This is a genomic window from Candidatus Desulfolinea nitratireducens (assembly GCF_982879505.1).
This window is the reverse complement of record NZ_CEYOSI010000020.1, coordinates 1-26942: the sequence shown is the minus strand read 5'-3', so window position 1 is coordinate 26942 and position 26942 is coordinate 1. Positions and strand designations below refer to the sequence as shown.

Annotated in this window: 25 protein-coding genes; 18 read left to right on the top strand and 7 right to left on the bottom strand. The window is 48.2% G+C overall.

Annotated features, from left to right (window positions below):
• Positions 1-171: 171 nt before the first annotated feature.
• From AC3DOM_RS03195 to AC3DOM_RS03165, 7 genes are all read left to right on the top strand, one after another.
• Positions 172-1119: a PLP-dependent cysteine synthase family protein gene (locus tag AC3DOM_RS03195; protein WP_487917581.1), complete on the top strand. Its 948-nt coding sequence runs from the start codon at positions 172-174 to the stop codon at positions 1117-1119.
• Between the two features lie 22 nt (positions 1120-1141).
• The gene (locus AC3DOM_RS03190; RefSeq protein WP_487917580.1) at positions 1142-1564 is read left to right on the top strand and encodes a M67 family metallopeptidase; all 423 of its coding nucleotides are present in this window, start codon (positions 1142-1144) and stop codon (positions 1562-1564) included.
• Between the two features lie 32 nt (positions 1565-1596).
• Positions 1597-2085 (top strand): DUF4395 domain-containing protein, encoded by a 489-nt coding sequence (locus tag AC3DOM_RS03185; RefSeq protein WP_487917579.1) that lies wholly within the window; start codon positions 1597-1599, stop codon positions 2083-2085.
• Positions 2075-2488 carry a thioredoxin family protein gene (locus tag AC3DOM_RS03180; RefSeq protein WP_487917578.1) on the top strand — a complete coding sequence of 138 codons (414 nt, stop codon included), beginning with the start codon at positions 2075-2077 and terminating at the stop codon, positions 2486-2488. Before AC3DOM_RS03185 ends, AC3DOM_RS03180 begins: the two co-directional genes overlap by 11 nt.
• 193 nt (positions 2489-2681) lie before the next feature.
• On the top strand, positions 2682-2963 hold the full coding sequence (locus tag AC3DOM_RS03175) for a MoaD/ThiS family protein (RefSeq protein WP_487917577.1): 282 nt from the start codon (positions 2682-2684) through the stop codon (positions 2961-2963).
• Between the two features lie 9 nt (positions 2964-2972).
• On the top strand, positions 2973-4118 hold the full coding sequence (gene moeB / locus AC3DOM_RS03170; protein WP_487917576.1) for a molybdopterin-synthase adenylyltransferase MoeB: 1146 nt from the start codon (positions 2973-2975) through the stop codon (positions 4116-4118).
• A gap of 150 nt (positions 4119-4268) precedes the next feature.
• Entirely contained in the window at positions 4269-5198 is a 930-nt protein-coding gene (locus AC3DOM_RS03165) for a DMT family transporter (protein ID WP_487917575.1), read from the top strand.
• A gap of 59 nt (positions 5199-5257) precedes the next feature.
• On the opposite strand, the gene malQ is transcribed toward AC3DOM_RS03165, so the two are convergent.
• Together malQ and AC3DOM_RS03155 are read right to left on the bottom strand one after the other, a co-directional pair.
• Positions 5258-6757 carry a 4-alpha-glucanotransferase gene (gene malQ / locus AC3DOM_RS03160; RefSeq protein ID WP_487917574.1) on the bottom strand — a complete coding sequence of 500 codons (1500 nt, stop codon included), beginning with the start codon at positions 6755-6757 and terminating at the stop codon, positions 5258-5260.
• Between the two features lie 8 nt (positions 6758-6765).
• Positions 6766-8202, bottom strand: a complete 1437-nt coding sequence (locus AC3DOM_RS03155; RefSeq protein WP_487917573.1) for a glycogen synthase — start codon at positions 8200-8202, stop codon at positions 6766-6768.
• Positions 8203-8259: 57 nt separating this feature from the next.
• On the opposite strand from AC3DOM_RS03155, the gene AC3DOM_RS03150 reads away from it, so the two are divergent.
• The 5 genes from AC3DOM_RS03150 (at position 8260) to AC3DOM_RS03130 (ending at position 12533) form a co-directional block, all read left to right on the top strand.
• The gene (locus AC3DOM_RS03150) at positions 8260-9567 is read left to right on the top strand and encodes a class I SAM-dependent rRNA methyltransferase (protein ID WP_487917572.1); all 1308 of its coding nucleotides are present in this window, start codon (positions 8260-8262) and stop codon (positions 9565-9567) included.
• 265 nt (positions 9568-9832) lie between these two features.
• Positions 9833-10510, top strand: coding sequence for an alpha/beta fold hydrolase (locus AC3DOM_RS03145; protein ID WP_487917571.1), 678 nt, complete (start codon positions 9833-9835; stop codon positions 10508-10510).
• 9 nt (positions 10511-10519) lie between these two features.
• Positions 10520-10696 carry a hypothetical protein gene (locus AC3DOM_RS03140; RefSeq protein ID WP_487917570.1) on the top strand — a complete coding sequence of 59 codons (177 nt, stop codon included), beginning with the start codon at positions 10520-10522 and terminating at the stop codon, positions 10694-10696.
• A gap of 94 nt (positions 10697-10790) precedes the next feature.
• Positions 10791-11465: a metal-dependent hydrolase gene (locus AC3DOM_RS03135; RefSeq protein WP_487917569.1), complete on the top strand. Its 675-nt coding sequence runs from the start codon at positions 10791-10793 to the stop codon at positions 11463-11465.
• Positions 11466-11546: 81 nt separating this feature from the next.
• The gene (locus AC3DOM_RS03130) at positions 11547-12533 is read left to right on the top strand and encodes a phosphatase PAP2 family protein (protein ID WP_487917568.1); all 987 of its coding nucleotides are present in this window, start codon (positions 11547-11549) and stop codon (positions 12531-12533) included.
• 27 nt (positions 12534-12560) lie between these two features.
• Here the strand turns inward: AC3DOM_RS03130 and AC3DOM_RS03125 are convergent, their stop codons facing one another.
• The 4 genes from AC3DOM_RS03125 to AC3DOM_RS03110 form a co-directional block, all read right to left on the bottom strand.
• Positions 12561-13436 carry a pirin family protein gene (locus AC3DOM_RS03125; RefSeq protein ID WP_487917567.1) on the bottom strand — a complete coding sequence of 292 codons (876 nt, stop codon included), beginning with the start codon at positions 13434-13436 and terminating at the stop codon, positions 12561-12563.
• A gap of 83 nt (positions 13437-13519) precedes the next feature.
• Positions 13520-14707: an MFS transporter gene (locus AC3DOM_RS03120; RefSeq protein WP_487917566.1), complete on the bottom strand. Its 1188-nt coding sequence runs from the start codon at positions 14705-14707 to the stop codon at positions 13520-13522.
• 59 nt (positions 14708-14766) lie between these two features.
• Positions 14767-15369 (bottom strand): deoxynucleoside kinase, encoded by a 603-nt coding sequence (locus AC3DOM_RS03115; protein WP_487917565.1) that lies wholly within the window; start codon positions 15367-15369, stop codon positions 14767-14769.
• Between the two features lie 6 nt (positions 15370-15375).
• A complete protein-coding gene (locus AC3DOM_RS03110; protein ID WP_487917564.1) occupies positions 15376-16227 on the bottom strand; it encodes a DegV family protein in 852 nt (283 codons plus the stop codon).
• Between the two features lie 131 nt (positions 16228-16358).
• Here AC3DOM_RS03110 and alaS point away from each other — a divergent pair, with 131 nt between their 5' ends.
• The 4 genes from alaS to AC3DOM_RS03090 all read left to right on the top strand — a co-directional run bounded on the left by alaS (position 16359) and on the right by AC3DOM_RS03090 (position 23872).
• Complete coding sequence (gene alaS / locus AC3DOM_RS03105) at positions 16359-19088, top strand: alanine--tRNA ligase (RefSeq protein WP_487917563.1); 2730 nt, start codon at positions 16359-16361, stop codon at positions 19086-19088.
• Between the two features lie 99 nt (positions 19089-19187).
• Positions 19188-20624: an amidohydrolase family protein gene (locus AC3DOM_RS03100; RefSeq protein ID WP_487917562.1), complete on the top strand. Its 1437-nt coding sequence runs from the start codon at positions 19188-19190 to the stop codon at positions 20622-20624.
• A 287-nt stretch (positions 20625-20911) separates the two neighbouring features.
• Entirely contained in the window at positions 20912-23041 is a 2130-nt protein-coding gene (locus tag AC3DOM_RS03095) for a choice-of-anchor Q domain-containing protein (RefSeq protein ID WP_487917561.1), read from the top strand.
• 318 nt (positions 23042-23359) lie between these two features.
• Positions 23360-23872 carry a DUF4760 domain-containing protein gene (locus AC3DOM_RS03090; RefSeq protein WP_487917560.1) on the top strand — a complete coding sequence of 171 codons (513 nt, stop codon included), beginning with the start codon at positions 23360-23362 and terminating at the stop codon, positions 23870-23872.
• A 1-nt stretch (position 23873) separates the two neighbouring features.
• Here AC3DOM_RS03090 and AC3DOM_RS03085 read toward each other — a convergent pair whose 3' ends face one another.
• Positions 23874-24542, bottom strand: a complete 669-nt coding sequence (locus tag AC3DOM_RS03085; protein WP_487917559.1) for a queuosine precursor transporter — start codon at positions 24540-24542, stop codon at positions 23874-23876.
• A 141-nt stretch (positions 24543-24683) separates the two neighbouring features.
• Here AC3DOM_RS03085 and AC3DOM_RS03080 point away from each other — a divergent pair, with 141 nt between their 5' ends.
• Entirely contained in the window at positions 24684-26069 is a 1386-nt protein-coding gene (locus AC3DOM_RS03080; RefSeq protein ID WP_487917558.1) for a glycoside hydrolase family 13 protein, read from the top strand.
• 9 nt (positions 26070-26078) lie between these two features.
• The gene (locus AC3DOM_RS03075; RefSeq protein WP_487917557.1) at positions 26079-26672 is read left to right on the top strand and encodes a uracil-DNA glycosylase; all 594 of its coding nucleotides are present in this window, start codon (positions 26079-26081) and stop codon (positions 26670-26672) included.
• Positions 26673-26942: the final 270 nt, after the last annotated feature.

Below are 26942 nucleotides of genomic sequence, written 5' to 3'. Positions count from 1 at the left end.
TCATACTATTGCTCTTGTCTGAGGCGAGGTTTGTAGCCAAGTTCTTCAGACAGAATAAATACGGTCAACAAATTGAAGGATAGCGGCTCACCTCGCAGATAAATTTCTACTGCATGGCGCTTGCGCTATCTTTTTTTTCTGATGACCGATATTTTTAGTAGAGTAATTAATATGGCACTCACATTAGATCAACCAAAACTTAGAACTATTCATTTGGATAGTCTCGAATCAAGGGTGGGTAATACGCCCCTTCTTCGGCTTCGCCGCGTATTTCCGAACCTGTCTCCATCCGTCCAAATTTTCGCCAAAGCCGAATGGTTCAACCCTGGCGGTTCGATCAAGGATCGCGCGGCCCTCAATATTATCTACACCGCTATAGCCAAGGGTGAGCTTACCTCTGGTAAACGCCTGCTCGACTCGACCTCTGGTAATACGGGGATCGCCTACGCCACCTTTGGTGCCGCATTAGGCATTCCAGTCACATTGACCATACCCGCCAATGCCAGCGAAGAACGTATCTCAATATTACGCGTTCTGGGCGCTGAAATAATATTGACTGATGCTCTCGAAGGCTCAGATGGTGCCTTGATGGTCGCACAGGAAATGGCCGCGGCATCCCCGGAAAAATATTTTTATGCCAACCAATACGCGAACCCCGCCAACTGGGAGGCACATTATAAAAGTACGGGGCCAGAAATATATTCTCAAACGAATGGCCATGTCACGCATTTTGTATCGGGTCTGGGAACATCCGGCACGCTGATGGGAGTTGGGCGCTATTTGCGAGAGCAAAATCCAAAAATACAAATTATTGCCGGGCAGCCAAAAGGACCTTTTCATGGCCTTGAGGGATTGAAGCATATGGAAAGCGCTCAAAAACCTCCCATTTATGATGAAAATTTCCCGGATCGATTTATTGATCTTGAAACAGAGACCGCTCATGAGATGGTTCGCCGTCTCGCGCGAGAAGAAGGCCTCTTTGTAGGCATTTCATCTGGAGCGGCGGCTGTCGCAGCCCTGGAAGTGGCTCAAGGTTTAGACGAAGGCATCATCGTCACCGTCTTCCCTGATGCAGGCTATAAATATATTAGCGATAAGGCACTCTGGGGTGGCGAGTAAATGGTCTACTTTGGAGAAATAAATGTTAGAGATCAACGAAAAATTACTAAATGACATCCATTTGCATGGTGAGAGCACATACCCAGAGGAGGGAGCTGGCTTTCTTCTCGGAACAGAAACCGATCCTCGCCAAGTGGTAGCCATCCTGCCGGTGAAAAACATGCGGGAGGATGGGACTCGGCATAATCGATATCTGATCGAACCGCTTGATTATCTCAAAGCTGATAACGAGGCAAACGAAATGGGGCTGAGTCTGATCGGCATTTTCCATTCCCATCCGGACCATCCCAACCGTCCCTCCGAATTTGACCGTGAGGGTGCGCAGCCTTCCTTCTCCTATCTTATTACCAGCGTAAATAAAGGTCAGGCTGTTGAATCGCGATCCTGGCAATTATTGGAAGATCGCTCAAAATTTGAAGAGGAACCCATCAATATTCACGAATAATTAGTGGATATGTTAATGTAGAAAGTGAAATGATGAATAACCAAAATGTAGATCATTCAGCACTGAAAACAAATCAGGCTCTGATTATTGCGCTAAATATCATTGCATTTATTTTGAACACACCCCTCCTGGCCGCCGTGGTTACCTTGGCAATTGTTATTGGCACATTGCGGAAAGTACCCGGATTTAGCTTTATTTACCGCTCGTTGAAAAGTGCTGGCTGGATCAAACCCGATATTTTACAGGACAACCCGGAACCGCATCGCTTTGCTCAGGGATTTGGCGGTATTGTCATGTTAATTGGAACAGGCGTATTATACGCTGGTGCCTCGACTTTTGGTTGGGCATTGATTTGGCTGGTAATCGCACTTGCAGCACTAAATCTTTTTGCCGGCTTTTGTGTTGGATGCGCCCTTTATTATTGGCTTGGTCGATTGAGCGTTCCCGGATTTTCAATGTCTCCCCCGAGTGACACCTTTCCGGGCATGAAGCCAAAAATCAAGACAGCCAATGGCAGCTGAAATTTTCCCGCGCGCATTAATGGCATTTGCTATCGCTGGAGTCGGCATTGGCCTGTACGGATTAACAAATCATGTCGTTCTAAAATGGGCTTCCAAAAAAGGCTATCGGGGTTTGGGCGATTTTCAATATGGGATCCCGGCCATTCTTTACTTTACGACACCAACCTGTGCCCCGTGCAAGACCTTGCAACGCCCGGCTATTCAAGCACTAAAAAATGACCTAGGCAGCAAATTACAGATCATTGAAGTTGATGCCAGTGCCCGTCCCGAGCTGGCAGACTACTGGGGCGTATTGAGCGTTCCGACAACATTTATCATTGACAAAAAAGGAGAGCCGCTGCATATCAATCATGGTGTTACATTGGCAGATAAATTGCGCAAGCAATTGAACGAGGTCCTTTAAGGATTGTAAATATTAACTGGGTAAAGCATCCCGCATTTTTCCATGATAAAGATCCTTGGAAATATAAACCTGGGGGACGCTCAAAACCAAGTTATCTGAAAATCAATAGGCAAGATCATACAAGCCTGATAAGAAATAATAAAAAATGGATATTGCTCTAGAGAGCATTACCCTATTAGAATAAGAGGAAATTATGGCAATATTAAAAATACCCACACCCCTGCGTCCCTATACCGGTGGCATGAGCGATATCAATGTAGATGGAGAAAACGTTGGCCATGCACTCGATTCTCTCCTGGCTCAATATCCGGATATTGGCAAACATCTGTACAATGATGATGCCCAGTTACGTGCTTTCGTTAACCTGTTTTTAGGCGAAGATAATATCAAAGATTTACAGGGATTGGAAACACCGCTTTCCGAAACAGACAGCTTGCGGATAATCCCATCCATTGCCGGTGGAGCAAAAGGCTAGGGCAAAAATATGACTAATCTTTCACATGAAGAAATTCTGCGCTACTCGCGCCATTTACTCATCCCTGAGGTGGGGATGGATGGTCAGCAAAAACTCAAAGATTCATCTGTTCTCATCATCGGTACAGGCGGACTAGGCTCCCCTGTCGCTCTATACCTTGCCGCTGCAGGAATTGGCCGGATCGGCCTGGTGGATTTTGATGTGGTGGACGAATCCAATTTGCAGCGCCAGATCATCCACAGCCTGGACAGGGTCGGTGAATTGAAGATCGAATCGGCACGCGCGCGGATGTTGGGCCTGAATCCGGGCATTCAGGTTGATGTCTATAACGAGCCCTTTACCTCAGGCAACGCGATGCGGATCGCAACCGGTTACGACCTCATCATCGATGGAACGGATAATTTCCCCACTCGCTACCTGAGTAATGATGTGGCTGTTTTCCTCGGTATTCCTAACATTTATGGCTCCATCTTCCGTTTTGACGGGCAGGCCAGCGTTTTCTATGCCAAAGAAGGACCCTGTTATCGCTGTCTTTTCCCCGAGCCACCCCCACCCGGGCTGGTTCCATCCTGCGCAGAGGGAGGTGTGCTGGGCATTCTGCCGGGCACAATAGGCACTATTCAGGCTACCGAGGCGATCAAAGTACTCCTGGGGATCGGCTCACCCTTGATTGGGAAATTATTACTCTACAATGCTTTGGATATGTCTTTTGACTTTGTCAAACTAAAGAAAAATCCTGCCTGCACGGTTTGCGGAACCAACCCGACAGTGACCGAATTGATCGACTACGAAGAATTTTGTGGAGTTCCCGGTCACGATACTGGCGGAAGTATAGAATCTGATTGGGATATCACTCCAGAAGAATTGGTTGAGGAGATCAAGCTCTCTTCGCCTCGTCTGATCGACGTCCGCGAACCGCACGAGTTGGCGATCTCAGTAATGCCAGGGGTAGAGAATCTGCCTCTTGGCCAGATAGCAAGCCGCATGTCCGAATTTGATTCGGCACAGGAAATGGTTTTGATCTGCAAATCAGGTCAGCGATCCATGAGAGCGCTTGAACTCTTTCTTGGCGCAGGCTTTCGCAAGGTCAAAAATTTGCAGGGCGGAATGAACGCCTGGGCGAAGGATGTCGATCCCAGCTTACCGATCTATTAAATTGTGCTTTCGCATTTCAAAAATCCTTGTCCCAATGCGCTGCGTTGCTGCCAGAAAAAAGGAATAGTATTCAAAAAAGCCCTTTCTCATTTGAAGAAATGGGCTCTTTTTTTGTTAGAATAGGTGAATACCCTGCCAAAGGAGCATTCCTTGTCTGATTCGAAACCTTCCACACTGCGCCTGCTTTCGGCGATCAGTATCGCAATACTCGCCGTCTCAACATCCTCGGTTTTTATTCGTTACGCTCAGGAAGAAGCTCCCTCCCTTGTGATCGCAGCCTCCCGACTTTTACTGGCAAGCATCTTTCTTGCACCTCCTGCCCTCATTCGCCATCGTGACGAGTTACGCCGACTTAATCGCAAAGAACTCCTGCTCGGATTGCTCTCAGGTATCTTTCTCGCAGTTCACTTTGCAACCTGGATCACCTCCCTCGAATATACGACCATCACCAATTCGGTCGTTCTGGTCAGCACATCCCCGCTTTGGGTAGCGCTGATCGCACCGATCTTCCTCAAGGAAAAACTGACTAAAACAGTGATTATCGGTATGTTGTTAACGCTTTTCGGCGGGACATTGATCGCGTTTAGCGATAACTGTGCCTGGGATGGCGGATTCCACTGCGCACCACTGTCTGGATTTGGACAGGCTGAGGCCTCCTATGGCAATTTTCTGGCCCTGGCAGGGGCCTGGGCCATTGCAGGCTATTTGCTGATCGGGCGGCGACTTCGCGCCAATATGTCTTTGATCCCCTATATTTTCCTGGTCTATGGAATGGCAGCAATGGTCATGCTCGTCATCCTGATTATTTCCGGTCAATCGCTCCTCGGCTATTCTCCAACCACCTATCTCTGGCTGCTGCTGATCGCAGTTTTCCCCCAACTGATCGGTCACTCGACCTATAATTGGGCTCTGCGTTATCTGCCTGTTGCGCTGGTGGCGGTCACAACCCTCGGTGAACCGATCGGATCGAGCATACTGGCGTTTGTCATCCTGAAGGAAATCCCCACTTCATTACAGATTATTGGCGGGTTGCTGATCCTGGCTGGAATATATGTGACTTCGAAAAAGAGTAGCGGATAGATATAATAAAGGCCCCGATCCTTCGAAAGGAACGGGGTCTTTGTGCAAACAAAAAAGTTCTAACGATTGGACTTTTTATTCAACTCCCGCAATTTTTCCAATAATCCATCATTTAATGCATCATCTCTCATCCGCCAGGACCAATTCCCTCCTGTTGTGCCGGGGTAATTCATCCGCGCTTCTGTGCCCAGGCTTAGGAGATCCTGCATCGGAGCCAGGGCTAAATTCGCATTGGAATTCCACACGGAACGGATCAAATCCCAGGGGATATCACTGCCATCCACACCCATGTATTCTCGCGCAAAATCCCGCTCCTGCTCAGTTGTAGTCTGATACCACCCGAGCGTGGTGTCATTATCATGCGTGCCGGTATAGGCAACACAGTTTTCCGGATAATGATGTGGCAGGAATGGATTATCAATATCAGAAAAGGCAAATTGGAGAATTTTCATACCAGGCAGTTCAAATTGATCACGCAATTCAAATACATCCGGGGTGATCTCACCCAAATCTTCAGCGATGATGGGCAAACTCCCTAACTCTGCCTGGAGAGCGTTTAAAAAATCAGCTCCGGGGCCCGGCATCCAGCGCCCAAATTCAGCCGTCAGGTTTTCAGCGGGAATTTCCCAGTAGCCAGCGAAGCCCCGAAAATGATCAAGACGAACGATATCAACCATGTTGAGAATTGCACGAAAACGCTTGATCCACCAGGCATATCCTAATTCTTTATGTTTGCCCCAGTCAAAGAGCGGATTCCCCCACAACTGACCGGTCTCTGAAAAATAATCCGGAGGGACCCCTGCAACCACCGTCGGTTTTTTATCCTCATCAAGGTGAAAGAGGTCAGGATTGCTCCAGACATCTGCACTATCGTAAGCGACAAAGATGGGGATATCGCCAATGATCTGAATGTCCTTTTTCTTTGCATAGGCGTGCAAGGCATCCCATTGGCGGAAAAAGATAAATTGATAAAAGGTGTATCGAGCAATGGATGATCTTAATTTTTCTTTTACTGATTTGATGGCAGCTTTTTCACGATTGCGTAAATCTTCAGGCCACTCTGCCCATGATCTCCCACCATGCGATTCCTTAATTGCCATAAAGAGGGCATAATCCTCCACCCAATCGGAGTTGCTGGCACAGAAAATATCATAATCCTGCCGGATTTTTGTTTTAGCGGTAGCAAGCCCTTGGCCGTGGGAGAAGCGGATAAATGCTCGCTCGAGGAGATTCAGCTTCCATCCGATCACCCGCCCAAAATCAACCTTTCCATCCGGGAAACCAGGATCTTCCTGTAAATCATTCGGATGGAGAAGGTCATCTTTGAGGAGCAGATCGGGGCTGATCAGATAGGGATTTCCTGCAAATGCAGAGAAGGACTGGTATGGGGAATCGCCGTAGCCAGTGGGACCAAGGGGCAGGACTTGCCAGAGTTTAGACCCTGCACTATCAAGGAAATCGATAAAACGATAGGCCTGAGGGCCAAGATCGCCAATTCCGTAAGGTCCGGGGAGGCTGGTGGGGTGCAAAATGATGCCAGAACTGCGTTTAAATTGCATGACTTGTATTATGAAAGGAGGCTTATATAAAGGGCCGCGTATTGCTTTGCAGAATTGGCCCATGAAAAATCCTGTGCCATCCCATTTCGCTGTATATCCTGCCAATCTCCATGATTCGTAAAAATTCCCAATGCCTCACGAATAGAGGCAAGGAAATCTTTTGTGGTTGCCTTTTCAAAGATAAAGCCTGTTTCACCATGGTTCACTGTATCCTTCAGACCTCCTGTATTCCGAACAATGGGGACTGAGCCATAGCGCATGGCTATCATTTGCGAAAGCCCACAGGGTTCGTAACGGGAAGGCATCAGAAAAATATCGCTACCGGCATAAATCTTTCTGGCAAGTTTACCGTCATAGCGAATTTCGACTTTAACACGCTCTGGCATTCTTTTTTCAAGACGCCTGGCCTTTTTTTCCAGAAGGGGGTCACCTGTCCCAAGGATGACAGCTTGCCAGGGAGTATTTTTTAGCTTGGCGAGAGCATTAAGAACAAGATCAATTCCTTTTTGATTTTCCAACCGTGAAACCACGCCAAAAAGCGGGATCTTTTCATCGATCTTCAATCCCATCAGCTTTTGAAGGGCAGCTTTGTTTGAGGTACGCTCTTGAAGGGTTTCTGCCGAAAAATTTGTAGCAATCTCAGGGTCTGTTTCCGGATCAAAGCTCTGTGTATCAATACCATTAATGATGCCGGTCAGTGACTCTTCGTGGATGGTCAGAAAATTCTCCAACCCAGCCCCCAACTGCGGCGTAAGCATTTCCCTTGCATAGGTCTGTGAAACCGCGACTATTTTCTGTGAGGCCCACATTCCCAAGGGCAAAGGAAGTGTATGTGCCCAATCAGGCAGATCTGTTTGGGCCAAAGCTTGCCCGTAAGCTGCCAATCGCCCGGTCACATCCGGTCCCATAAAAGGCAGATTATGAACAGTAAGCACTGATTTTGTTTGATGCAACTCCCCTTCCCAGCGCTTTAGTTGCAGGGCATAAGCAGCCAAGCCAGTATGCCAATCATTGGCATGCAAGATATCCGGCTCCCAATCCAGGTGGTTGAGCATTTCCAATGCTGCCAATGAAAAGAAGGTATACTTTTCGCCATCCAGGGAAGGATTTGATGAATATACCGAAGCACTTTCGGTAATCGGATCTCCTGCGATGAAATATACCGGTAAACTGCCCAAGCGGGTTTCATAGACTTCGGCGATTAGTTCGGTTCCCTCTCGCATGATCGGAAAGCTCACCACCGGACGCAAGGTCGCAGATTGAGTGCTAATGACTGCGTGTAAAGGAATTGCCAGACGCACATCCAGCTTGACATCGTCGTTCTCTTCATCAGAAAGAGCTCGCAATGCTTGCGGTAATGCCCCGGCTACATCAGCCAAACCACCGATCTTCACAAAGGGCATTGCTTCTGCCGCAAGAAAAAGAACCTTGATTGTTTTTGTCATGGGCCTATTTTACTCTGAAAAGGATCTTTTGAAGAATACCCTATCTGAATTCACATCATGATTAAACTAAATTTGCCATCCGAACTTCCCAAAGCCGCAGACAAGCGGATTGCCCTGCGCGTCACACCTGCTGCGGAGCGCGCCCTCCGCCAGGGGCATCCCTGGCTTTTTGATCAGGCTATCATCCATCAGAGTCATCAAGGCAATGCCGGGGATTTGGCAGTTATTTTCGACAAAAAACGTCGTTTTCTCGCCATCGGACTTTACGATCCAGAAGCGATGATACGGGTCCGCATCCTGCAGCACCTCAAACCTGCTTCCATTAACGTTGATTGGTTCAAAGCCAGACTGGAGGCCGCATCCCAACTGCGCGCCCCCCTGAGCAATTCACCGCCTAATAAATTGACCAATGCGTACAGACTCGTTCACGGAGAAAATGACGGGGTTCCGGGACTGATCGTCGACCGTTATCACGACATCGCGGTCATAAAAATCTACACTTCAGCCTGGATTCCTCATTTGAAAAATGTGGTATCTGCCTTGGAAGATATCTTCCCTTTTAAAAGTGTTGTTCTTCGTCTAGGAGGAGGCGTGAAGGAAAATGAATACAACCTTCGAGACGGTATGACCCTTGTTGGCAAGCAGACAGATCAGCCGTTGACCTTCCATGAAAATGGGTTGCAATTTGAAGTAGATCCCGTGCATGGGCAGAAGACAGGATTTTTTCTCGACCAACGTGAAAATCGTGCACGCGTAGAAAAGTTGGCCAAGGGAAAAAGCGTCCTGAATGCATTTTCGTATACAGGCGGATTTTCAGTATACGCGGCCAGAGGGGGGGCGAAATTTGTGGTTAGCCTGGATGCAAGCAAACCTGCCCTCGAAGCAGCTGTGCGAAATTTCAATTTAAATCTCCCCCCTCCAACTCCCTCCGTTGGACAAGGGGAGAATTTGCTCCTCCCCAGCGAGCGGGGGAGGCCAGGTGCGGGCGCAAGCGTCCACGAGTGCGTGAACGGTGATGCCTTTGAAGAGATGACACAAATGAAAAAGAAGGGGCATCAATTTGAAATGGTCATCATTGATCCCCCATCCTTCGCTAAAAAAGAATCCCAGATTGAGGGCGCAATTTCAGCTTACAAAAAATTAACCCGGCTTGGGTTGAGCATCCTCGAACCAGGTGGAATTCTCGTCCAGGCATCCTGCTCCAGCCGTGTGGATGCTGAGACATTTTTCGGGGCAGTCAATCAGGCTGCTATTCAGGTCAGACGCCCGCTAAAAGAGATTGAACGCAGCGGGCATGCACTCGATCACCCGGTCACCTTTCGCGAGGGGGAATATTTAAAATGTTTATTTGCGTTTGCACCATAACAGGTTCGTTAATAGGATTAATTAATTTATCTGGCTGCCTCTGCCATAATAATTTCTAATCCAGGACTTACGCAAAATACCTTTTTTCTCGCTGCGTTGTAGCTTGTCTACAATACCCCAACGCAGAGCATTGGGACTAGGACTATAAAAATGCGTAAGTCCTATAATCATCTCTTTTACAAATCGATTCCAGTGCTTCTTCTTGCCCTTGATTGCTAATTTTTGTTTAGTATATATGACCAATCAGGCAGGGACTGGAGACACGATGAGCATCCCCCCAAAAACCACCTTTGGGCGAGTTTCTTTACCAAATACGAACTTACACTATATGAAGGTCTGTAGCGGCCCACCTCTGGTAATTGTTCCCGCTACAATCTCCGTGATCAGACAGTGGGAATCTCTGGCTCAATTCATGGGACAACGCTACACCACATATTTTTTCGAATTGCCCGGGCATGGTGATTCTTCCCCATACCCTGAGAAATTCGAAAGTTATTTGGTTCCTCAAACCGTAGCCAATTTCATGGACGCAATGGGACATGAGACCTTTAACCTGATGGGGTTTTCGTTCGGCGGATTGCTCGCCATGCGAACGCTTGAGGTACTGCAAGACCGCATCGATAATGTTATTCTGCTCGCCCCTTGCGTAAGCACCAGGGCATTACTCTATTCTTCCAGGAGACAATGGTGGATCAGGCACTTTTTCATAACACTCAAATCGCCAAAAATGCAAAAATACTTGCTCCAAATATTGGATTCCTGTCTCTTTGATCAACTCCTTTACTCGTTATTTAGCAGAGTTGGCAATTTCGACAAACAGATCTTACAAACCAGAGACGCCCTAAGAATATCGCAGTCCACATTGGACGTGCTCGCGTATACGGTGCAGGAAATCTTATCTGTTGATTATTGTTATTCAGATAAACCATTTAGCCAAAGATGATTTTTTGGGATGTCGATCTATGACGACCTGCTTGATTACGATACAACTCTTGGAGTCGTTAAAGATCACTTCGACGATCTGACGGTTCAGTATTTCACTCTGCCTTATCATCAGCCCCCCGTAACCCCGACCTATGAATGGCAAAAAGATAAATTCGGTGGTTTCCTGGAAATATTACCCGCATGAGCCTCATTGCCAATCCCGGACCACGTTTCACTTGTAATTGTCTATCGTATATGCAATAATTTATTCAGGTAATTTCAAGCATAAGGAGGTACCAATGCCACAAGCAGGGATTCACAGTATGGTAGGGATGGCTATCCGAAAATGGACACCAACCCGAAAATGGCTCATGTTGGGCATCGTTTTGGGCAATCTTCTCCCAGACGCCGACAATTTCGCTGTTGCAGCAGCAACCCTCACGGGGAAATCGACCGAGGGCTTACATCGTACCCTCACGCATAGTTTGTTTTTTGTTGCAGCGATCATTCTTGTTTTTTACATTGTTGCCTGGGCATCAAAACGCTCCGAATGGGGCAACCTGGGACTGGGGCTGGGCATCGGTGTCCTTATGCACATCCTGCTGGATTTGCTCATCTGGTTCAACGGCGTTGAGATCCTTTGGCCGCTACCCTCATGGGTGAACCTGTGGACCAACGTCACGCCACCCGAATGGTGGAGCAAATTAATGATGCCGACCGAAAATCTGTTTTTCGCTCTTTTCTTTCTTCTTCTTGCTTCAACCGCTCGAAAGCGAAACACGGACAGCGACTATCTTTCCAAATTACGGATATGGACATGGGTGCAAGGAATACTTTTCCTTGTGTTCCTCGTCATGGTTTACACGATGCAATCGGGCTTCATGACCATCTTCGGGGCCATTTACCTGCTATCTCTTGGGTTGGCCTTTGGCGTCACCATTCGGATGCGCAAGACCGTCGAAGCAATGGCATAGTCAAACAAAAAATAGCATCCAAAAATGAATGGTTGGAGGCTTTTCACACTCAGATATCAAAACTCTCAGTAGGAGGAATCTATGAACGTGTTACAGGAATTTGGGATCGCGTTGATCCAATCACTGCAAACACTTAGTCCAGCACTTGATATCCCCATGAACATCTTCACCTTTATGGGAACAATCGAATTCTATATGGTCTTTATCACCTTAATATATTGGGTTATTAATGCCCAACTCGGTTTTCGGGTTTTCATGATCCTCCTCACCACAGATATTTTTGCCTCAGCCTTCAAGCAGCTCTTACACCAACCCCGCCCATACTGGGTCGGTGATGTAAAAGGGTTGGGGATGGAAGAATCCTACGGAATCCCTTCCTCACATGCCAGCGATTCGCTTTCCGTTTGGGGATATCTGGCATACCGGACCAAAAAGCGCTGGCTGTGGATCACGGCTGTCTTATTAATTTTCTTGATTGCATTCTCGCGGCTGTATTTGGGCGTCCACTTCCCTCACGATATTCTTTTCGGATGGGCGATTGGTCTGATGGTTCTACTGTTTTTCATTAATTATGAAAAGACATTTACGAACTGGATCAGATCACACAGTATCCAATTTCAGATCTGGTATTCATTTTTCGTCTCACTGATTTTCATTGCCATTGGATATATCGTTCAGGCGCTGATCGCCGAGTCAACCGACCCATCAGCCTGGTACCATCTGTCAACAGAGGCCAGGTCCCTGACGCATTATTTCACCCTGGCAGGTGCATTTTTCGGCGCCGCAGCTGGATATGCTCTGATGAAGGTCCATGCCCCCTTTAAAGTAGCTGGTTCTGGTCTGCAGCGTACCGGCAGATATCTGGTCGGGATCATCGGTGTCTTCGCCCTTTTGTACGGCCTTGATCCGCTTTTCAGCCTGATCGCGGCAGATGAAACCAGCATTGGCTATTTCCTCCGCTATATCCGCTACGGAGTCACTACCTTATGGGTCATATTTGGTGCGCCGTGGGTATTCCTGAAACTGAACCTGGCTGCCAGCCAACTGGATACACGGCACAGACATTAAAATAGGTGGTTCAAACTCTGGACATCCTTACTCCTGAAAACGCGAATCTGCCTCGTTCCAGATAAACGTCCCCGCTTGCAAATCACGGAGAGCTTCCTGGAGTTCTTCGCGCGTATTCATCACGAAAGGCCCGTAAGGGGCAATCGGTTCCCTGAAGGGCGCTCCCGCAATCAACATTAAACGGAGTGAAGAATTTGTAGTTCTGGCCTGAAACCCTTCATCATCGTTAAAAAAAACCATGCTGGTCGCAACGACCGGTGTTTCGTCCGCGCCGATCAGACCGCTCCCTTCGAAAACGTAAGCTATCACGGTGTGCCCGCTAGGGACAGGATAATTAAATTGGGAAACGGGAGCAAGCCCAACGTCAAGGTAAATAGGGTCGGCGGCGATATCTGCGACCGGACCACGAGTCCCATCAATCTCTCCGGCAACGATACGGATGGTCGCCCCATCTTTCTCAACGGTCGGGATATTGGCAGCGGTCAGGCTGCGATATTTTGGGCGGCTCCACTTCTGATTTGAAGGAAGATTAACCCAAAGCTGAAATCCATAAATATTGCCACTCGGGCCGCGACGGGGCATTTCCTCATGCATGATTCCGCCACCAGAGGTCATCCACTGTACATCTCCCGGGCCGATCAGGTCCTCGTTGCCGAGACTGTCACGGTGATTGACAGAGCCTTCGAGCATATAGGTTACGGTTTCGATGCCTCGATGGGGGTGCATCGGAAAGCCAGTTGGCGGTCCTTCTGCAGGTTTGTTGAAGGCAAAGTGATCGAAAAGCAGGAAGGGATCGTGGAGGTTGGACGCCTGTGGAGAAATTGAGCGACGAAGCAGCACGCCTGCACCCTCCATCGCCATTTGCGGCTCAATAATTTCTTTGACAATACGGGAGTTTTTCATAGGATTCCTTTAAAGATAATTTTCTTAATCCTACCATTATTGTCTTAATATTTGATATGAATTTTTTGTATTTTCAATATTGATTATGGTGCAATCTTTACAGGGTTTTGTTTCCTGCCAAGCAAACCCAAAGAGATGTTCATTACGACCAGGAAGACCAGAACTGCTCCAAATCCCGCTTGTATTCCCAGCCAATCGCTGGTAAGACCAATGACCCAAGGGCCCAGCATACCGCCAAGCCCAGCGAAGGTAAAAAGCAAGCCCAGGATCGTACCGACGTTTTCCTGATATAGATCGGAGACTGCGGCTGTGAACGTTGGGAATATGATGGAAAAGAAGAACCCGGCCAGAGGCAGGAAAACTGCCAGCCCGACCGAAGCAAAAGTACCAATGGCGACACAGATCAAAGCTGCCAGCCCAGCGAACAACATGCTTGTGAGATAGCCTACGCGAGCAACAAGGAAGCTCCCGATAAAACGTCCTGCGGTGATCGTACCAAAGAATAGGGCCAGATAGAACGTGCTTTGGGATACAGATTGAGACTTGGCATTCTGCAGAAATTCTACAAGCCAGGCGCCAATGCCGATCTCAGCTGCTACGTATGCGATCATCCCTGTATAGAACAAGATCATCTCATGGGAAAAAGCCGATTTCCCCAATTCCCTGAAATCCAGTTTGTTGCTTTGATTGTTGTTTGTACGCGGATATTTGACGATCAGGAAATAGATCAACACCAGCAGAACCAAACCCAATCCAAATTGATAGATGCTGCGCCATGAAAAGCCTGCCACCAACAACTGACCTGCGAATAATGGCGCGACCATGGAGCCTATCCCGTGGAAGAATGCCAGGAGATTGAGATAGCGCCCTTTATCTTCGCGATGGACATCGACAATGATGAGATTTGCCCCGACCTCCAATGCACCCAACCCTAATCCCATGATGAACATTGCCACGATCAATGCCCAAAACGTACTTGCAGTACTGTACCCAAACATACCGATCAGTAAACTGCCACAGGCCAGGTAAATGACGATCTTTTTTCCAGCTAAATCTGTTAAGGGGCCGGTAATTAAAGTTGCGATCAAAAACCCCAAATAGGATGCCAGTAATATTGTGCCCCCAAGTGCATAGCCGAACCCTAAATCGTCCAGCAAAACCGGGAATGTGGCCCCTTTCAGATTATCGGAGAAGCCAAAAAGGAAAAAGGCCAGGAACGCGCCTAAAGTAATGGCCCTGACGAACCTGGGTGAAATTGGTTTTGCGTCCATATTGCGCGATGTCCTTATCGATGTTCCCCTACTTTGGGATTTGAAGAAAAGTATACCCGCTATGGGATTTTTCTTTTTTCCATCTCCAACAATAATTGTGGTATTTGCCCTACATAATTGGGATCGTTTTCAGACACATCAGCCTTCAGAATTTTTTCAGGTGGGAGATTATTAAGCCATTCCTCCAGATAAGTTTTTAGCAATCCTGCATCATCCGAGGTAGCAATGTTGATCCGCTCTCGTTTTGCTAGTCGTTGGCGAATGACCTCCACTGAGGCAGTCATGTAAATAACTAACTCTGGTGGAGGGAGGGCAGCCCGAAGTTGATTGTAAAGCCGTTTGCAGAGATCAAACTCTTCATCATTGAGATAGCCGCGCTTGTGAAAAAGACGTGCGAAACCATGGAAATCAACATCCAAACCACCGTCAATCAGTGCAGGTCTCGGCTCAGCACGCAAGCTGCGTTCCTGCTCAGCGCGTAACAAAAAATAATCAATCTGATTATGTAACGCGAATCTCTTATCCTGATCGAAAAGCTGCTGAAAAGGGCGTTCTTCATGCTGTTCGTAGCCGGTCGCAAATTCGCCAGATTCAGCGAGCGCTTTAACCAGCGTTGTTTTCCCGACTCCACTCGCACCGACTATGGCAATCAATTTTCCCATAAAAAATTATTCAGTATAAAAGGCGATCCCAATGGTCCCCGGGCCAACGTGCGTACCTACGACAGGACTAACATCAGCACGCAAGATATTGGTCACACCAAATTGATCCCTGAGCTGATCGGCGACCGCATCTGCCTCATCTGCATTATCTATATCAGCAACTGCTGCCTCAACAATTTTCTTTCCCCCGAGTCTTTCCTGGATGATCTCGTAGACTCGCTCGATGGCTTTGCTTTTAGTCCTCGCTTGAGACAGAGGTCTGATTTCGCCGTCTTCAAATTGCAGGATCGGTTTGATCTTTAGCGCAGTTCCCATCAAGCGTTTGCCACGGCTGATCCTGCCACCTTTATGTAGATATTCCAGGGTATCAACGATAAAAATGAATTGAATCTTTGATTTCATTGCCTCCGCGGCTGCAACAACCCCCTCAACTGATTTTCCCTCGGCTGCCGCTCTGGCTGCGGCCAATACAGCAAAGCCCAACCCCATAGATGAGTTTAACGAGTCAACAATTGGAATTGAGAGTTCAGGCAATTCACTGACGGCGGTCCGTGCGCTGGCAATTGTGCCACTGAGTTTCGAGGAAACCAATACGCTCACGATCTGGTCTGAATTTTCCGCAACCGATCTGTAGAAATTCTCAAACTCCATTGCGGAAGGCTGGGAAGAGGTCGGGAGCGTATTAGATTCTTTCAATCGCCTATAAAATTCGGCAGGCTGAATATCGATCCCATCTTGAAGATTTTCCTCGCCCCATATTAGCCAAAGAGGAATAACTGCAATATCAAGTCCTTTGGTTGCGGATTCGGGAATATAGGAAGAACTGTCTGTAACAATCGTGATCTTTGCTTTGCCCATCATCACCTCCACGGCATTAGTGAGACAAACTACTAAAAGTATTATATAAAATCATCCCTTGAAAAACAATGGTCATTTATAAATCTCCCTTGGTATAATACAGCCCATTACATTTCAAATATGGAGCTTTCATGACAGAAAGAAAATATACTGGCGCGCAGATCCGCCAAGAATTTATTGATTTTTTTGATGAGCATCAACATACCTTTGTGCCTTCGTCCTCGCTTGTCCCGGGGGGCGATGCCACCTTGCTATTTACCAACGCCGGAATGGTCCAGTTCAAGGATGTCTTTCTCGGCACCGATAAACGCCCTTATACCCGGGCAGTCAACTCGCAAAAGGTCATGCGCGTGGCTGGCAAACATAACGATCTCGAGGATGTTGGTCGGGATGATACTCACCATACCTTTTTTGAAATGCTCGGTAATTGGTCATTTGGCGACTATTACAAAAAAGAAGCTATCGAATGGGCCTGGCAACTGCTGACGGAAGTTTGGAAGCTCCCAAAAGAAAATCTGTATGCCACTGTTTTCAAGGACGAAAAGGGTGAAATCCCCGCTGACGAAGAAGCGGCAGGATATTGGCAGGAGCAGCCCGGTTTTGATTCTTCCCGACTTTTTTATATGGGACGTAAAGATAATTTCTGGGAAATGGCTGATACCGGCCCCTGCGGACCTTGCTCAGAGATCCATATCGACTTGCGTCCGGAAGAGGGGGATGTCACAGAAGAAATTTTGGATACAGACCGCTTCATCGAATTGTGGAACCTCGTTTTTATCCAATATAATCGACTTGGACCGAACACCCTCGATCCCCTGCCTGCTACCCATGTGGACACAGGGATGGGCTTTGAGCGGATTCTCGCCGTCCTTCAGGGTGTAGACTCAAATTATAAAACCGATATCTTTGCTGGAGCGCTGGCAGCCATCCGCAAAATGACGGGGGACGATGAAGAGGCCATGCTGGCAAACTTCACCCCCTATCGTGTGATCGCAGATCATGCCCGTACGGCCGCCTTCCTGATCGCGGATGGCGTGGTTCCCGGAAATATCGGCCGCAATTATGTCTGCCGGATGATCATCCGACGAGCGGCCCGTTTTGGGGGCAAACTCAATTTAGTGGAACCGTTCCTCGCCAGGGTTGCCGATGCTATTGTGGATACCTATGGGGAGTTTTATCCGGAACTCGAGAATAACCGTCAGACGATCCTCGACAATCTGACCCGCGAAGAACTTCGTTTTGCGAAGACGGTTGAGAGCGGAACAGCCTATCTGGATGATTTGCTGGATGGTTTGAAAAAAAGCGGAGAGAAGGTATTGGCCGGGGATAAAGCCTTTAATCTTTATGCCACCTATGGCCTGCCCTTTGAGATCACCCGTGATATTGCCAAGGAAAAAGATCTTGATGTGGATGAGAACGGTTTCCGTACAGCGATGGACGAACATCGGATCGCATCCGGTGGTGGCAAAGCCATGGGTGCCCTCGGCGGCGAGGATGCCGAGATGTATGCCAATCTTGTTGCTGAGTTAAAAGAAAAAGACAAATTGGGTGTAGATGGCGTTCTCTATGATCCTTATACGAAACTAAAAGTAGAAGCTGAAATTCTCTCCCTGGTGGTGGACGGAACCCCCGTCGTATCGGCAAATGTTGGGGATATGGTCGAAGTAGTGCTGCCCGAGACCGGATTCTACGTGGAAAGCGGCGGGCAAGTTGGGGATACGGGCGATATCGTCGGCGCGGATTGGCGGATTGAAATCACGTCCCTGAGAAAGCCCTCACCAGGATTAATCGTCCATGTAGGTGAGGTGGAAAGCGGCATTCCCAAAGTTGGGGATCTGGCGACTGCGACTGTTGACCAGTCGCGCCGCAAAGATATCATGCGCAACCACACTGCCACGCATCTGCTTCATGCTGCCTTGGATGCTGTGCTGGGCAGTCATGCACGACAGGCTGGTTCACTGGTTGCACCGGATCGTCTCCGTTTCGATTTTACCCATCCTGAAGCTCTGACGGGGGATGAGATTGAAAAAATAGAACGCTATGTAAACGAGCGGGTGCTCGAAGATCATTTCCTGGAGATCGAGACCAAATCGCTCCAGGAGGCGATGGATGGCGGGGCAACCGCCCTCTTTGGCGAGAAATATGGTGAAACCGTCCGCAATATCAAAATGGGCGCGGATCCTTCGACAGGCTCAGGAGATGTTTTCTCGAATGAATTATGCGGAGGTACGCACTGCAAAAGCAGCGGCGAGGTGGGCACCTTTATCCTCACCAGCGAAGGCAGTGCAGCAGCCGGGATTCGCCGGATCGAGGCGATCACCGGTCGGACGTCCTATGATCTGATCCAGAAGCGATTCCGCGTGCTCAATCAGGCCGCTGCTATGATGGCGACCACACCGGACAAGATGCAGGAACGGGCTGAAATTGCGCTCAGTGAAATGAAAGGGATGCGGCATACGATTGCCCATCTACGTCAGAATTTGGCCGCGATGGATTTCACCCGCGTGCTGGATGAAACTTCCGATGTCGGCGGTGTGGCAGTATTAACGGCAGTACTCAAAGAAGCCAATGTGGAAACACTGCGCCAAATGGCAGACGTGTTCCGTGAGCGCAACCCGCAAAACGCAGTTGCTGTCCTGGCCTGTATCGTGGATGATAAACCGATGCTGATCGCCTCCGTGACCGATGATCTCGTCAAGCGCGGGATCAAGGCCGGCGATCTGGTCAAATTTGTTGCTGCGCCCTTGGGCGGCGGCGGCGGGGGGCGCCCAACACTGGCCCAGGCCGGTGGCAAGGACGCCTCCAAGCTGGATGAGGCTCTCGCTAGCGTTGTTGGCTGGGTGGAAGAAAAACTGAAATAACTTAGCAAAAGTCTGATAGCACAAAGTTATCAGACTTTTTTTGTTGCCTAAACTTGATTTATTTCTGGAATGAGAAGATAGATTTCGTGGAGAATAAAGATGCCTGAAAAAATTGATACCCTCATCACTCACGCTCACCTATTTACCATGCAGGGAGAAGGCGTGGGCTACATCCCAGACGGGGCGGTAGCGATTCAAGGATCTCGAATTTGCGCTATCGGCCCTACATCTGAATTAAAGACTCGTTTTGAGGCCAATGAAATTATCGACGCCAGCGGTTGTGCTGTGCTGCCGGGTCTGATCGACGCTCATATGCATACCTCCTGGGCGGTTGTGCGGGGCGTTGCTCAGGATGTGAGTAATTGGATGCAGGCTGCGCTGGCTCCTTATGCGCGCCATGTCACACCCTCAGCAGCCCTGGCTGGAACTCGACTCAACATCCTGGAAGCCATCAAAGCCGGTACAACCACAATGGGCGATTTCTCCAAACCATATCCCGGTTGGGCAGAGGCCTTCGAAGGGGCTGGTGTTCGCGCCCGGTTAACCCCCACGATCAATGCATTGCCAACAGGCGGTATGGCTGGCCTGAAAATTGGCGAGCTTTATCCCCTCGATCCGGAAGTTGGTCAGCAAGCCATTGACACTGCGATTGCCTTTATCCACGACTGGCATGGTGCGGCGAAAGGGCGTATCACGACCATGCTTGGCCCGCAAGCACCCGACATGATCTCCCGCGATCAACTGCTCCAGGTCAAACGCCTGGCTGAAAAGGAAAATCTGATGCTCCACATGCACGTTGCCCAGGGTGACCGTGAGATCAATCAGATGTTGAAACGTTTTGACCAGCGTACTCCTGAATACTTGAAAGAACTTGGCTATCTGGACGATCAATTGTTGGCCGTCCACCTGACCGAGGCCACCGATGAGGAGGCTGCATTAATCGCCCGAAGTGGTGCAAGAATGGCCTTATGCTCTGGCTCCATTGGGATCATTGACGGGATCGTCCCGCCAGCGTACGCGTTTCGAGAGGCTGGAGGCCTGGTGGCGTTGGGCTCCGATCAGGCTGCCGGCAACAACTGCAATAATATTTTCAATGAGATGAAGTTGACGGCTCTTTTCAATAAGATCAAAGCCCGCGATCCTGAAGTGATGCCAGCCTGGGAAGTACTGCGGATGGCAACCATCGAGGGAGCGCAGGCCATCGGATTGGGTGATCAGATCGGATCGCTGGAAGCAGGCAAAGAAGCAGACCTGATCCTGGTAGATCTGAGTGCTCCCAATCTGACGCCCGTCCTGGAGACGCCGATCCGCACGATCGTGCCAAATCTGGTTTATGGGGGCAGCGGCCAGGAGGTCAAAACCGTATTGGTAGCTGGAGAAATAATCTTGCGAGATGGAAAAGCCCAAAAAATCGATGAGGCCGAAATTTGCTCCACAGCCCAATCTGAGGCCGAGAAGGTAGCCCAAAGAGTTGCGGTTGATCCAATCCACAAAAATATGGCCTTGCTCACGGCGATGAAAAAAGGTCAAATGTAGAATTTTTCCAGGAAAATTGCACAATCTAATCTATGGCAGCCAGCACTACATGAATGAGGCAAACAAAAAGCCTGATATCCACAGAATCGATCTGGATGTCAGGCTTTTTGAATTCCGATTCCATGAAAACTTTGAAGTGATAATGTTCACAAAGTTGACTGAATTGGTGGGATATTGTAGTATGGAAAAGAATATCCATTGATAATAAATTGATAGGTGTTGCCCCTCACTTTATTTGGTAATGAAGGAGATATAGAATGCTTGATTTATATAAATACAAAAAAATAATGTTCTTTTTCATAATTGGATTGATGCTCTCTGCCTGCGGCCCCCCCACACCAACTCCGGATCCAGATGAGCTAGTGGTTGTTGATGAAGTTTCGGTAGATTTAACCTTGGATTGGTATGTGGCCACAGATGGTGACAATGATAATAGCTGCACCACCCCTGCAGAACCCTGCCTGACCCTCGGAGGAGCCTATAGGAAGTCAAGGCCATTTGATCGTATTCACCTGGATACCGGGACCTACGTGGAGAGCGGAACATCCGGGAGTTTGCTGCACCTTTGGAGTACTCAAAATGTCACCGTCATCGGTGAGAGTGCAGCCGACACAATCCTGGACGCTGGAAGTGCGGTAGGGGGTGTATTTCTCGCTGGCACAGCAAAGGTCCGACTTGAAAACCTGACCATTCAAAACACCCGTAGAGGTTCAGCTAGCGGATGTGTAGAGACGCGTGATGATAGTGAAGCCATCCTGGTTAACGTCATCCTGAACAATTGCTTTCGATCAGGTATCACCCATAACAGCACTGGCGTCGATCGGCTTACCAATGTGATTATCCGAAACACCATTGATGAAAATATCGATCCTGATTTTGTTCTCAACGGCTCTGGAATAGATAATGGTGGAGAAATGATCCTGGAGGGGGGAGAGATCTATGGTAACGGAAGTTCAGGTATTTCAAACAGCGGGTTGCTCTTGGCTACCGGAACGGTTATTCGGGACAATCAATCTCATGGCATTGATCATACCGGAACACTGCTCATTCTTGACGACGTCACGATCAGCGGGAATGGCATTTTTGCTCCTCAACGCGCTGGCATTCTTGCCCGGGGCAGCGGTACTATCCGGATCACCGACAGCCGGATAATCGCAAATCTAAATACAGGCATAGTTTTAGGCAGCGGCCAGGAATTGGATCTCGACAGCACCATTATCAGGGATCATTCTAGTATGGGATTAAATTTGAGAGCCGGCAGCCATTCAATCATTACCAATTCCACGATCCAAAATAATGGCCTGAGATTAAATCCAAGAGCTGATCCATCTAATCCTAGTGCTATTTATAACGAAGGTACCCTTTTATTGACCCTCAGCAAGGTGCTTGATAATAGATATGGGGGGCTGGTTAACGCCGCTTCGGGTCGTGTCTACATCAGTAAAAGTGAGCTTTCCGGGAATCTGGGTGATGAACCTGCGGTGAATAACCACGGCGATACCAGTTACCTTCAGATTACCCAATCCTTAATTGCCAATAATCAGACAGGTGATCGTGCAGCTGTCGTAAACAATAATGGCATAGCAAGAATTTTAACCACCACGATCAGTAATAATTCAGGCACGGGATTGGCGTTGGGTTGGGATAATACAACCAGCTTCATAAGTTATTCAACGATCGTTGAAAATGGCGGCAATGGTATTTGGCCAGGAAGGTTTCCTGTCGACAATACGATTATCGCCAATAACACCACCGGGCAGTGTATAGCGTCGATTCCCATTGGCGGAGGTACGGTTACTGGCACGAATATAGACACAGATGGCTCATGCGGTTTTCCTGCGGCAAGCACCTACACAAGCGCTGCACTCCTTTTAGGACCCTTAGCTGATAACGGCGGCCCTTCCAGAACTCATGCTCTACTCGATGGTAGTCCTGCCATTGATGCAGCTGTTGGCCGGTGTTTGCCGGAAGACCAGCGAGGCGAGCTGCGTCCTGGCGGTACCTCCTGCGATTCGGGTGCCTACGAAGATCCAATTGGTTTACCCCCATCCGTTGCTTCTGAGACTCCCGAGCTGACCGCCACCAAAAATGCCAACTGCCGCTATGGACCAGGCACAGCCTACGATATCGCAGATACCCTCTTTGAAGGCCAGACCGCCTTGGTCCTGGCACGAAATCAGGGCAATACCTGGTTTCAGATAGCGGGGCCCTCTTTCGGGACAGATTGCTGGGTATCGTATGTAACTGTGGAAACCAGCGGCGCGGTTGACACGGCACCCATTGGCACCGGGCCTGCACTGCCAGATGCGCCACCCGCCTCGCCTCAAGGCTGCTTTGTGTACGATCAAAATCAGGCTTCGGTCTGCACTGTTCCCTGTCCATCCAATCCCCAGCCTGGAGGGGTCTGCACACCTTAGAACATGTACTTTCTTTTTTTACGTAAAAGGTCTGGACATAGAAAACTCCAGACCTTTACCTTTCAACATATTAAATAATTAAGGATTTTTCAAAACAAAATCGTAACTACTCAGGTATGTCTTTGCGAGGCAGTATTATCGCCGAAGCAATCTCCCAGTCAGTCTTGGAGACTGCCGCGTCGCAAACGCGTACTCCTCGCAGAGACATTTCTGGAGATGCTGAGTAAATACATATCCTCATATAATAAGCGCGATAACAATTTCCAGGTCCCATGCTATACTCACTTGAAAATTCCCACATCGTATAAGGTGATGTAAATGGATCTATCCCTGATTTTTCAAATTATTTCCAACGCCTCTATCATTGTAGGCATTCTCTTTGGTCTGCTAAACCTGCGAAACTTCCGGGCCATGCGCAAACGTGAGAGCACTATCCTGATGCTTAATTCCTTTCAGACCAGCGAATTTGTACGCGGGCTTCTCCTGATCCTTAATTTGCCAGATGATATTGACAATCAGTATATCGACAACTTACCTAAAGATGAATATATTGCCATTTATATGGTTGTTGGTACCTGGGAGCGGCTGGGAATTCTCGTTTATCGCCGGGAGGTAGACCTGGATTTATTTGACGACGCATACAGCGGACCGGTAATTCAATCCTGGCAAAAACTGGAGAGCTACATCCGGGATTTCCGTGCACGCCTGGATCGCGATACGGCTTTTGAATGGTTCCAATGGCTTGCTGAGCGGATGAAGGAGCGGGAGGAAGATGAACAACCCATCCCTGCCTATGAGGCTTATCGGGACTGGAAATATACCGTTAAATAATCTAATGCCGATCGGGGACAGTGTAAATCAACGGTAGACTGACCAATGTAACAACATATTTTACGATCAAATTGAAAGTAAAGATTTGCCAAACGATATTCCAGGGAAGGGTCAAAAAGTGATTTTCTAACCCTGGCAGGGCGCCAAAAGCGCCGACTGCGAAAATGATATTATCAATAGGAACGCTGACGCTGTTGCTGAGGAGGACCCGCGCCCATTGATATTTATCCGTGATTTTGGTGACGAACCAATGATAGACCTCTGTATCAACCAATTCGCTGATTACCTCAGCCAAAATTGAAGCAAAAACAATCCGCCAAAGGGGACCCAATATTGCAGAAAACTCAGCCGTTAATCCCCAGTCAGCATCTCCGGGAACGCTGGCCACCCACATCAAATATCCGGCCATAAACAAATTGATCGCGCCAGCTGAAAGAATCAAAACCTGCGTATTCTTCTTCCCTAAAACCTTATGCACCACATCTCGAAGCGTAAAAGTGATCGGATAAATAAAAGTTCCCATATCCACCGCAAAACCGGCCACAACGCCAATTTTCAGGCTGGCTATATCAGATAGCATCTGCGCGGCAATATACGCGGCGACTATAATAACCGCGATTTTTGAAAAGTTTTGCACTCTTTTCGAATCTTCAGGATTGGTTTCCGTCATTTCTTTTCTCCAAAACTTTTTCCCTGGCAAGAGCCGCAATCATAACATGAACGGTCTCAGGCTTCAAAAGAAAATTCAAAAGATTAGTGATAAAATCGCCTGAGAAAACCGCATCATAAATTCAATCAAACTGAGGCCCTTATGACCGTCCCTTATTGGGTGCAAGACGCTATTTTTTACCAGATCTTTCCAGATCGTTTCGCCAACGGCGATCCCGGCAACGACCCTCCAAATGTCGAAGAATGGGGCAGCAAGCCCACATTATGGAATTATCAGGGAGGCGATCTGCGCGGCATTATTCAAAAGCTGGATTATCTCCTTGACCTGGGTGTGACTGCCCTGTATTTGAATCCAATTTTCCTCTCCCCCTCGAACCATCGCTACAACACCAGCGATTATTATAAAATCGATCCCAAGCTTGGTAATCGCGCAGACTTCGATGCTCTGGTCGATGCCGTTCACAGCAACGGGATGCGCATCATTATAGATGGCGTGTTCAATCACTGCTCGCGGGGATTTTTCGCATTTGCAGATCTGCTCGAAAATGGAATGCATTCACCATACAAAAACTGGTTTCATGTAAACGACTTCCCGCTTGATGCCTACACGCAAGGAGATGCAGAAAAATACGCCGCCTGGTGGAATTTCAAATCGTTGCCCAAATTCAATACCGACAATCCCCAAGTGAGAGAATATTTACTGGACGTAGCTCTTTACTGGATCGAGGCCGGTGTGGACGGGTGGAGACTGGACGTCCCCAACGAGATCGATGATGACGCCTTTTGGGCCAGCTTCCGCCAAATTGTCAGATCAGTAAACCCAGATGCCTATATCCTCGGTGAGATCTGGGAAGTGGATCCCCGATGGGTGGACGACCAGCATTTTGACGGTTTGATGCACTACCCTGTCCGCAATGCATTGCTTGAGAGCCTCACCGGCCAAATCAACGCCACGCAATTTGGAGACAAGGTCGAATCGTTGCTCCAGGCATATCCCTCAGAAAATATCAGGGCGATGTATCTCCCCCTTGGTTCACATGATACAGAACGTCTTCATTTTAAATTGAATGGAAATCTCGATAAAATAAAACTGGCTTTTCTATTTCAATTTGCTTATCCTGGGGCGCCTGCAATTTACTATGGTGATGAGATCGGGCTGGATGGCGATAAAGATCCCGATTGCCGACGTGCCTTTTCATGGGATCCAAACAACTGGAAAGGCGACCTGCGCCCATGGGTGCAACAACTGATTGCTCTGCGAAAATCCCATCCCGCATTGCGCCGCGGAGAATATTTTCGCTTACTGGCGGATGAAAAAGTCTACGCAATTGCACGGAAGCTTGGCAATGAAAAAATTTTAATTGGATTAAATCTCTCTGATGATATTAAGACCTTTCTCATCCCGGTTGACGCATTATGGGAAGATGGTCAGGAAGTCAAAAATTACCTTAACCACGAAAGTTTAGGGGTTATTAATGGGCAAGTAGAGCTAAAGCTGCTTCCCTGGAGTGGTGTTTTGCTTGGCTAGAGGAGTATGATGCAAAAATTCAACACGCTCGATTCTCTCATTGAAACAATGCTGCAAATGGAAGATGATCTTTTGGCAAATGCAGGCACGCGGGTCGTCATCAGCCGAGGCAACCCCCATGCAAAAGTGTTGGTGGTAGGGGAGGCACCGGGGCCGCAGGAAAATATTCAGGGGGTACCCTTTGTGGGACGAGCAGGGAAGATGCTGGAAAAAATATTTGCCGCTGTGGAATTTGATTCGGAAAAAGATATCTATATCACCAATTCCGTTTTCAGAATGCCACCTGGGGAGGGAGGAAAAACCTTCCGGAAACCTACGACGGAAGAAATCGAACATTATCGTCCTTATGTGCTCGAAATTATACGGCTGGTGGGTGCGCCAATTATTTTACTAACCGGGAATGTTGCCTGTCAATCCATACTCAGAAAAACTGGGATCACCCGATTACGTGGGCAATGGATTGAGATGGATGGACATTGGATCATGCCAATATTTCACCCCTCCTATCTATTGCGAAACCCCTCCAAGGAGCCTGGAGCTCCAAAGTCAATGATGTGGGACGATATAAGGGAGGTCCGCCGCAAGGTAGATACCCTCAATTAAGAGAAGCCTAGGTATTGATGCTTTTGCTTCAGCATGACAAATATATTTTCTCTCTAAATATGCTTTTCATGACCCTGGTGTGCTACTCAAATTTTCCACTTCTTTTATCTATAGTAGGGTTGTATTTATATTATTTTCAACATTTACCTTCAAAAAGCCATCACCATAATAAACTTTTATTTATCATAGACCAGGGTTCACAATTAGTAAATTTCTATCTAGCCACCTGACAGTTTTGCATCAACGGTAGGTACACATCGAAATGTTGAA